Raw genomic sequence first — 9,223 nt, forward strand, 5'->3', positions numbered from 1 at the left:
GCCGAAATCTGCTTTATGCTCCCGATGTCAAAGCCAAACGTTTAGCCAAAATCAATTTGGCAACGTTGCAAGTGGTTTCCGAAAACGTCGTGAAAGAACCGCTTGCCATCTCTGGAACGTGCTACCAGCTTGGCAAGTTGTATTTGAGCGACAACGCCAACAGCCGGATCGCAATCCTGGGCACCGGTGGCAAAACGGAAACGCTGGCTCAATTTGAAAAAAATCAACGTCCCAATGATTTGGTGGTCGATTCACGCGGCAACGTCTACGCCACCTTCACCGGCGAAGGCATCGTTCGCCGCATTGACGCGGATGGCAAGGTGCTGATCGTTGCCAACAAGCTGGACACACCCAACGGGATCACCTTGTCACCCGACGAATCCACATTGTACGTGTCATCGCACAAGTCGGGTGCACTTTACCAGATTCAAATCGATGAAACCAAAAAGTTCATGGCTGCCACGCCGTTTGCTCAGTTAAAGGAGACGGACGAGGGATTTCGAGGCGACGGGATGTGCATCGATCGGGCGGGCAACGTGTATTGCACCGGTGCAAACGCCGTCAGCGTGTTTGGTCCCGATGGAAGCCTGCGTGAAACCATCCCCACCCCCGAGCGACCGATCAATGTCATTATCGCGGGTAGCGAGGGACGGACCCTTTTCATCAGTACGTTTGGCGGCATCTACTACAAAACAATCAACCAATACGGCGTGCTGCCGCAGCCCGCACCAGACACCAACACGAATGGCCAATCGGATCAGGGCAGGGCAGGGGAGTTGTCGATCGATCGCAACGTTGTTTATGCAAACACCAATGGCCGTAAACTGCTGATGGATGTCTTTCGTCTCACTGCCGCTGAATCAACAACGCTTCCGGGAATCGTACTGGTTCACGGAGGCGGATGGCTCAAAGGCGACAAGACCAAGTTTCACGCTTTGGCTAAACAACTGGCCAAGAAGGGCTATGTCGTCGCGGCGATCGAGTATCGGCTTGGCTATGAAGCAAAATTTCCTGCCGCGATCCGTGACGCGAACGCGGCCACCGCATTCGTCCGGCAGCATGCGGCGGATTGGAACATCGATCCCAACCGCATCGCCGCGGTGGGTGGTTCCGCGGGCGGACATCTCGCGGGGTTAATGGCCGCGGGCAACACCAATGCCAAGTTGCATCACGATGGACTAAGCAGCGGCGATCAATCACGTCTGCAAGCGGTCGTTGTGATGGCGGGGCCGCTGCAAACCGCATCGGGCAGCGTTGCCGACCGTTCGCATGACGTCAAGGACAATGCGTATGCGGTGCACTGGATCGGCGCAACGATCGACGACAATGCCGAGATGTACAAGCTTGCCGATGCCTACGAAGCGATCGACAAGGATATGCCACCAACCTTGTTCATCACGGGAAGCCTCGACAACCCGGCTCGTAACGAACCTGCACGTGAAAAGATGAAGAGCCTTGGTGTCCCTTTCGAGCTTCGTGTTCACGACGGCGCGAAACATGGTCACTGGAACCAAAGCGATTGGATGGATACGGTAGTAACCGATATTGATGCGTTTCTGAAAAAACACCTCAACTAAACCATCCCTCAACCGTCTCGCTGGCTAGGAAATAATTCGTGCGTGTTGCTCATGTCATTACTCGAATGATTATTGGTGGTGCTCAAGAGAACACGCTACTGAATTGTCTGGACCTGATGCACGATTTCGGTGACGACGTGCTGTTGATCACCGGAAAAGAAGTCGGGCCCGAGGGCGACTTGTTGAGCCAGGGGAGGGCAGGGGAGTTGCCAATTTGCAAGCTCGACCATTTGCGTCGTTCGATCCATCCGATCCGCGATCTCAAGGGACGTGCCGAGCTTCGCAACGTGATCCGAAAATTCAAACCCGACGTTGTCCATACGCATAGCGCCAAGGGAGGAATTTTGGGGCGAGCGGTCGCTTGGGGCGAGCAGGTCCCGGCGATTATCCACAGTGTGCATGGGGCTCCGTTTCACGAATATCAACCGGCGCTGACGCGGACACTGTACCGGGCCTGCGAGCGATGGGCGGCCAAACGATGCCACCACATGGTTTGTGTCGCCGACGCGATGACCGATTTAATGGTCGCTGCCAATGTGGCTCCGCGTGAAAAATTCACCACGATCTACAGCGGCATGGATGTTGAGCCATTTCTACATGCCAGTGAACATCGGAATCGCGTTCGCCAACGTTTTGGATTGTCCGAAGATGCAATCGTGATCGGAAAGATCGCTCGATTGTTTCATTTGAAGGGACACGACGATCTGATCTCGGCAGCGGTCAAAGTTGTCAAACAAGTCCCGCAAGTCCGTTTTTTGTTGGTGGGCGACGGCATTTTGCGAGACAGCCTGACCCGCCGAATCGAATCGCTGGGACTGAGCGAGAACTTCATTTTCTCGGGGCTGGTTCCCCCCGATGAGGTTCCCTCGCTGATCGGGGCGATGGACGCGTTGGTCCACACCTCGTACCGCGAAGGGTTGGCGCGAGCACTTCCGCAAGCCTTGATCGCTGGCCGACCGGTCATCAGCTACGATGTCGATGGGGCTCGCGAGGTCGCGATCTCGGGTGAGACGGGATATCTGATCCCGCCTGGTGACATCGATCAGCTCGCCGAATCGATCCTCCGATTGAGCCATAACCGCGAATTGCGACAGCAAATGGGGAGGGCAGGGCAGAGGCGATTTACGGACCAGTTCCGTCATCAAACGATGACTCGGCGAATCCGCGAGCTGTACGAACAACTGCTGCAGCGGCCTCGAAAGCAACAAAAACCTGCGATTTCGCTGTAATTTTCGTGGCGTTTGCGAATTTCGCGGCGTTTCCATTTAGTGCCAAAATGGATGGCATCTGGCAGTCACCGTCGAAGTCTTGGCGGGTCGCCCCCACCGCGATCCCGACCTATCGGGCTAGGGACCGATTGAACTATCATAGAGCGACTGTTCTGTGTCAACCAAATTACGATTCGCCCCTGATTTGTGCTGATGACCAAGACCCGTGATTTTCTGGGCCCCTATCGATTGGCCCGTTTGATTCGCTCCGGAAGTACCTGTGACGTCTGGGAAGCCATCGACGAAAACTCTGATGAGCGATACGCGCTGAAACTGCTCAAGCCATCGGCGCGAGAGGACAAGTCAGAGATCGCGCTACTGAAACACGAGTTCACGGTGGCGTCAGACCTGAACAGCCCCCGCATTATCAAAGTGATCGACTTTCGCATCGAGTCCGGGGTCCCGTTTCTGGTACTGCAACTATTCAGCGAATTGAATATGAAGCAAGCACTCCGGCAGGGCCCTGAATCGCTGGCCTACATGTTGGACAAAATCGTCGGCCAAGCTGCCGAGGGCTTGTATTACATGCATACCAAGAATTGGATCCACTTGGATATCAAGCCGGACAATTATCTTGTCAGCCGCGACGGTGAAACGAAGTTGATCGACTTTACCATCGCCGAGAAAAAGAAAACCGGATTCAGCAAACTGTTCCACAGCTCCAAATACGCCAAGGGAACACGAAGCTATATGTCGCCCGAGCAGATCCGCTGCAAAGTATGCGACGAGCGATCGGATATTTACAGCTTTGGCTGCGTGTTGTTTGAATTGGTCACGGGCAAACCGCCATACACCGGCGACACGCCAAACGATTTGCTGAACAAGCATCTGACTGCATCGATCCCGAGTCCGATTGCGTACAACAACAACGTGTCCAAAGACTTTGCCGATGTAATCAAGCAGATGATGGCGAAGAAACCCGACAATCGGCCGCCATCGATGTGGGAATTTCTGAAACAATTCCGAGCGATGGAACTGTGGAATAAGCGTCCTCGCAAACCCGACGTCAGTGTGTTCGATGCGCAGACCGGAATCCGTGGTGCCGAAGACATGATCAAAAAACCATCCGCCAACGGCGAAGACGACGAAATATAAACTTCGCTTTCTAAACACAACACACGTGCGGTGCTTCCGATTGTTCGATTGTCTTAGAAGCCGCACCTCACTTATCACGAGAAAAGAATGAGCGCTGGACCTGGATTAGAATTTGAATACGAGATCGCGGATCTTGAAAGCAAGATTGCGTCGCTTGAACGTCAAACCAATCGCACGGACGAAATCGAAAAAGAGATTCGCGACTTGCGTCGCAAACTCGTCGATCTGCTACGCAATGTTTACGGCTCGCTTGACTCGTGGCAAACCGTGCAGGTGGCTCGTCACAAAAACCGACCCTACACCCGTGACTATTTGAATCTTGCGTTTGATGAATTTGTCGAACTGCATGGCGACAAACATTTTGGTGATGACCGCGCGATGCTGTCCGGATTCGCCAAACTCGATCGCTTCAAAGTGCTGGTCCTCGGACATCAAAAAGGACGTACGTTCAAAGAACGCGCGGCGTGCCATTTCGGTTGTGCCCATCCCGAAGGCTATCGCAAAGCGATGGTCAAAATGCGATTGGCCGAAAAGTATCGCATGCCGCTGATCTGTTTCATTGACACGCCCGGTGCATACCCGGGGATCGGTGCCGAAGAACGTGGTCAAGCGCAAGTGATCGCCGAAAGCATGTTCATGATGAGCCGCTTGAAGACGCCCGTGATCTGTGTCGTGATCGGCGAAGGCGGATCGGGCGGCGCACTCGGCATCGGCGTGGGCGACCGGATCGCGATGCTGCAACATTCTTATTACAGCGTGATCAGCCCCGAAGGCTGTGCGGGCATCTTGTGGAAGAGTCACGAACACGCACCCAAAGCCGCCGCAGCGCTGCGGTTCACCAGCGACAATTTGAAGCGACTTGGCGTGGTCGACGATGTGCTCGAAGAACCACTCGGCGGCGCCCATCGTGACCATCACCAAATGGCGTCGCGATTGAAGAGCTATCTGTCGCGAACGCTGTCGGACCTGGAAACCAAAACGACCGAAGAACTGGTCAACGAGCGGTATGAAAAGTTCCGCCGGATCGGTGTCTTTTTGGAAGACGCCGAAACGGCATAGGTGAACAAAAGAGAACCAAAGTCAGTTCTCGCCAAACTCTAAAATCGAGCCACTTTCTTTCGCTCGATGGGCGACGTATCCCGCCGATGCGTCGCCATCTGCACAGGCCAAATCTGGCCTCGGTCAATCAAACATCTCAAGCAGCCGAAGACTGCATTCCGAGAGCTTGCCGAGAGATCCAGCGAAGGCTTCGCCAAGTCAATCGCACGAGCAAGGTTCAGGGGCAAACGCTGAGGGGAGTACGACCAGGAAACGGGCAAGTGAAGCGTCGCAAATCTTGGCGGACGAGTGTCGCAATCACGCCCGCGGCGGGAGCTAGCACCGCCTTCGTTTTGCTCGATCGATTCACAGCCCAAGCGGTCGCGACAATGAAGCGTTTGCGAGTCAGTGATCGTAGACGAATGATCGCGTCGACCCATTGTCTGGAGCTGAATCAGGCACCGAGTCCAGCAGAGTGAAAAGCGGGAGAGGCCGGGTTTTGCGGGCGAAATCAACCGCCCCGCAACGTCCGATAATGCCCCTTATGTTGTATTAAAGGTGCGTAAAACCCCGTGTTTCAGCCATTTCGTGTGGGATAGGCTTCTAGCCTGTCATCAGTATAGCTATCCCAACAAAACTCTTGGCGAGTTTCGCTACGAGTGGACGAAGAGCGAAGAGTGAACGACGAAAACGGATAGCGAAATTGACAGACCTTGAAGCCTATCCCACAGCAACATCAGCGTTGGAATCCGTTCCATGGTTGCTGGGCTTGCTGCGGCACCGATTGGCCTGAGTTCCAGCCGCGTGGATCGACCGGCAAGGGCGCTCTGCCGGCCGGGTCTCCCGAACCGTCATCCCACAGTGATTCAGGCAAAACTCCGTTCGCCGCATCTCCCGCCATCTTGCGTCCGACGCCTTCCAAAAAGCCTGCGGGTGTGTCCTGGGCGTCGTCCGAATTGAAACGTTTTTCGAAGCGGTCCAGGTACGGTTGTACGACCTCTTGGATCTCAGGCGGGATCACCGATTCGCTGCGAGCCAGCACGCTGGCGATGTAGTTGCCACTCTTGCTGCCGACGATTTTCTCGCGAACGTTTTCGCCAAAAAGCGTGACCGCAAACAGCGTGATCAGGATGCAATAAAGAACCCCCTTGGCCAGCCCGAACATCGCTCCGATTTGACGATCAAATTCGCGAAGTTTGAAACGGTCGATCGTGCCGCTGACCATCCGGAATGCAACCCATACGACCAGCGATGTGCCGACGTACAAAATCAACATTGCCAAAAAACGATTCCATGGCGGTTCGGCGTGGATCGATTGGCTGAACGGTTCACGGAAGTGGTAGGCCACCATGTAGCTGACCACGATCGAAGCGATCGAAGCGAGCTGCCAGGCGAATCCCTTGATCGCGCCAAATAGCAAAGCGCCGACCAATACAACCAACATCATGATGTCGTAAATTTCCACCAGAACGCTTCCATGCGAGTAAAGGGCATGCGAGTAAAGGGCATGCAGGTTAAGAGGCGGGAAGGGCGGTTGCGAGCGAAAAAATTTCAGGCAAACCAAGATCGCAAACAATGCCGCCCATCTAGACAACTCGTTTGATAGCAATCAGCTCATCGCTTCGGGCATGCAATCCAGCCGAGCTTTCACTTTGTCACGGATTGTAGAGCAGCGACCTTGCCAAGCGAAGATCAATTGATTCGGGCTTGGCAGCCCCCTGGAAAAAATCCTATGTAAGAAGCTAAGGGAATCTGTATTCGTCGCGAGACCTTGGGCATGCATCCCCAACGATTGAATTGCTACCAATTGGTGTGGATGCTTGCAAAACGTAACGGAGTAGATTTCCAGTAGCTCCCCCTTTTTTTTCACCACTCCCCTGCCCTCCCCGTCGTGGCCGATTTTAAAACGCACATCACCGGCAGCACGATCGTGGGCATCGCCTACGGTTACTGGGGCGTGACGTGTCAATCGATGTCACTTGAGAGCGGAATTTTGGCTGGCGGATTGTGTTCGGTCAGCGGCATGTTACCGGACTTGGACAGCGATTCAGGAATCCCGCTTCGCGAAACCAGCATGTTCGCAGCGGCCGTCGTGCCGATGTTGATGATCGAACGGTTTCGCGATCTGGAACTGTCGCACGAAGCGATGGCGCTGGCGGCAATGTTGATCTACATCGCGATCCGATTTATTGCGGTCGAATTTTTCAAACGCTACACGGTCCATCGCGGCATGTGGCATAGCATTCCCGCCGCGGCGAGCGCGGGTCTGCTCGCATACCTCGTGATGCCATGTCCGAGTGAATCGATTCGGGTCTACAAAAGCATCGCGGTGGTCGTCGGGTTTCTCGTTCATTTGATTCTTGACGAGATTTGGAGCATCGATTTTGGGGGAGGGCGGTTTCGGCTAAAAAAATCCTTCGGTACCGCGTTGAAATTTTTTGGTCAAAGCCAGATCGCCAACGTCAGCGTGTACGCAAAATTGTTCTTATTGATCTATCTCGCTTGGGGTGACCATGGTGTGGTCGACCGCATCCGGCAACGCTCACGACTGGACAACAGCTACATCGCCAAGCCCGCACCTGAATTGATTCAGTGGGACAAATGGTTACCGTGGAGATGACGAATCTCGCGACGACTCGATTTACGATCCTGTTCGATCGAGGATCAGCGTCACGGGGCCATCGTTGACCAAGCTGACTTGCATGTCGGCGGCAAAAATCCCCTCTTCGACCTGGACGCCAGTTTCCCGCAGGTGTTCGTTGTACGACTGGTAGATTTGGTTGGCGATTTCGGGAGCTGCGGCATCGGTGAACGCGGGACGACGCCCCTTGCGACAATCCCCCAACAACGTGAATTGGCTGACGGCCAAAACCGAGCCTCCGATATCCAACAGCGACCGATTCATTTTCCCTTCGTCGTCGGGAAAGATCCTCAGCTGCGAAGTTTTCTGTGCCAACCATTTCGCTTCGGTCACGCTATCGCCGTGCCCCACGCCGACCAACGCTAACACGCCCCGCTGAATTTCGCCGACCACCCTGCCCTGCACTTCCACCTTGGCCGACGTTACGCGTTGAATCACGATTCGCATCCGATTTCCTTTTGAAACCATTGAGTATTATTGGGCAAGATTTCCGCATAGAATAGCTCCAGCGGCTAGTCCTTAAAACGCCATCGAATCGTTGTGCCATGCCTTATTTGTTCACCTGCCCTCACTGCCAAACCAAAACGCAAGTCGAAGATCGGTATAGCGGTCAACGGGGAGAGTGCGTCACATGTGGTGGCGAGATCCAACTGCCCGACTTTGCCGGCGAAGCGATTCCTCAAAACGTTCAGTCAACGTCGGTATCAAAACAGTTCGCTTCGGTCGTCGCGGCAATCGTGGTGCTGATTTTGTTACTCGCAATTGTTTTTGCGGCAATTTACCAAGGTCGACAAACCGTCGGCTTGCTGCAAACCAACCGAGATCGCACCGCATCGATGCGCAACCTCGAGAAGATTGCGGCGGCGATGAACGCCTATGCCGCCGACCACGGAAGCTATCCACCTCCGTTTACCACGGACGTGGCGGGCAAACCGCTGCAATCGTGGCGAGTGCTGATTCTGCCCTACCTTGGCGAAGACGAACTGTACAACCAGATCGACCGTAACGCGGCGTGGGACACGCAGCAAAACATGTCGGTTGCATTTTCGCGAATGCCTGCTGTCTATCGCCATCCCAGCAGCCAAACAAACGCCGGATTTAGCGAAAGCGGTTACTACTTGGTCACAGGCGACCGCACCTTGTTTCCGAACACCGGTCCGCTCGGTCCAAATCAAGTGGTCGACGACCCGCTGAAAACGATCCTGGTTGTCGAAGCTTCACCGCCGGTCACCAGCGGCGTATGGACCGAACCGGTCGATGTCGACTTCGCGACGCTGCAAGGCATTGGGGGATCGTCCAACAACATCGGAGGATTGCTGGACACCGGTGCGGCCATTGTCACGGTGGACGAGCGAGGTCACTATCTCGATGACGTCACCCCCGCCTCGACGCTGCGAGCCCTGGTGACGCCTCGCGGTGGCGAACCACTCGCGGATGACACATTGGATTAGCCGCGTGGTCGCAACCGGCTAACGAAGCCCCGTTTACATCTACATTCGATAAAATCAACTCGTCCACTACGGTTTCTGCGGGACTCGTTGCCTCGTCCTCTACGGTTTCTGCACGAAAGTCTTGGCGACTTTCGCTACGCATGCAAACGCCGA

Annotated in this window: 9 protein-coding genes; 7 read left to right on the forward strand and 2 right to left on the reverse strand. The window is 54.7% G+C overall.

All coding sequences use genetic code 11. The features are described 5' to 3' along the window. The 5 genes from ABX962_RS21395 to ABX962_RS21415 all read left to right on the forward strand — a co-directional run. On the forward strand, positions 1-1,577 hold a 1,577-nt coding region (locus ABX962_RS21395; protein WP_372722133.1), incomplete at its 5' end, for an alpha/beta fold hydrolase. 38 nt (positions 1,578-1,615) lie between these two features. Then, positions 1,616-2,806 (forward strand): glycosyltransferase family 4 protein, encoded by a 1,191-nt coding sequence (locus ABX962_RS21400; RefSeq protein ID WP_372722135.1) that lies wholly within the window; start codon positions 1,616-1,618, stop codon positions 2,804-2,806. Between the two features lie 192 nt (positions 2,807-2,998). Further along, positions 2,999-3,940 (forward strand): serine/threonine-protein kinase, encoded by a 942-nt coding sequence (locus ABX962_RS21405; protein ID WP_372722137.1) that lies wholly within the window; start codon positions 2,999-3,001, stop codon positions 3,938-3,940. Positions 3,941-4,027: 87 nt separating this feature from the next. After that, complete coding sequence (locus ABX962_RS21410) at positions 4,028-4,999, forward strand: acetyl-CoA carboxylase carboxyltransferase subunit alpha (protein WP_372722139.1); 972 nt, start codon at positions 4,028-4,030, stop codon at positions 4,997-4,999. A gap of 260 nt (positions 5,000-5,259) precedes the next feature. After that, a complete protein-coding gene (locus tag ABX962_RS21415) occupies positions 5,260-5,457 on the forward strand; it encodes a hypothetical protein (protein WP_372722141.1) in 198 nt (65 codons plus the stop codon). A gap of 257 nt (positions 5,458-5,714) precedes the next feature. On the opposite strand, the gene ABX962_RS21420 is transcribed toward ABX962_RS21415, so the two are convergent. Continuing rightward, positions 5,715-6,443 carry a CvpA family protein gene (locus ABX962_RS21420; protein WP_372722143.1) on the reverse strand — a complete coding sequence of 243 codons (729 nt, stop codon included), beginning with the start codon at positions 6,441-6,443 and terminating at the stop codon, positions 5,715-5,717. Positions 6,444-6,869: 426 nt separating this feature from the next. Between ABX962_RS21420 and ABX962_RS21425 the strand changes: the two genes are divergently transcribed. Next, a complete protein-coding gene (locus ABX962_RS21425; protein WP_372722145.1) occupies positions 6,870-7,598 on the forward strand; it encodes a metal-dependent hydrolase in 729 nt (242 codons plus the stop codon). Positions 7,599-7,619: 21 nt separating this feature from the next. Here the strand turns inward: ABX962_RS21425 and dtd are convergent, their stop codons facing one another. Continuing rightward, the gene (dtd, locus tag ABX962_RS21430) at positions 7,620-8,066 is read right to left on the reverse strand and encodes a D-aminoacyl-tRNA deacylase (RefSeq protein ID WP_372722147.1); all 447 of its coding nucleotides are present in this window, start codon (positions 8,064-8,066) and stop codon (positions 7,620-7,622) included. A 98-nt stretch (positions 8,067-8,164) separates the two neighbouring features. On the opposite strand from dtd, the gene ABX962_RS21435 reads away from it, so the two are divergent. After that, positions 8,165-9,070 carry a DUF1559 domain-containing protein gene (locus tag ABX962_RS21435; protein ID WP_372722148.1) on the forward strand — a complete coding sequence of 302 codons (906 nt, stop codon included), beginning with the start codon at positions 8,165-8,167 and terminating at the stop codon, positions 9,068-9,070. Positions 9,071-9,223: the final 153 nt, after the last annotated feature.

The organism is Novipirellula sp., from assembly GCF_041583735.1.
GTDB lineage: Bacteria > Planctomycetota > Planctomycetia > Pirellulales > Pirellulaceae > Novipirellula.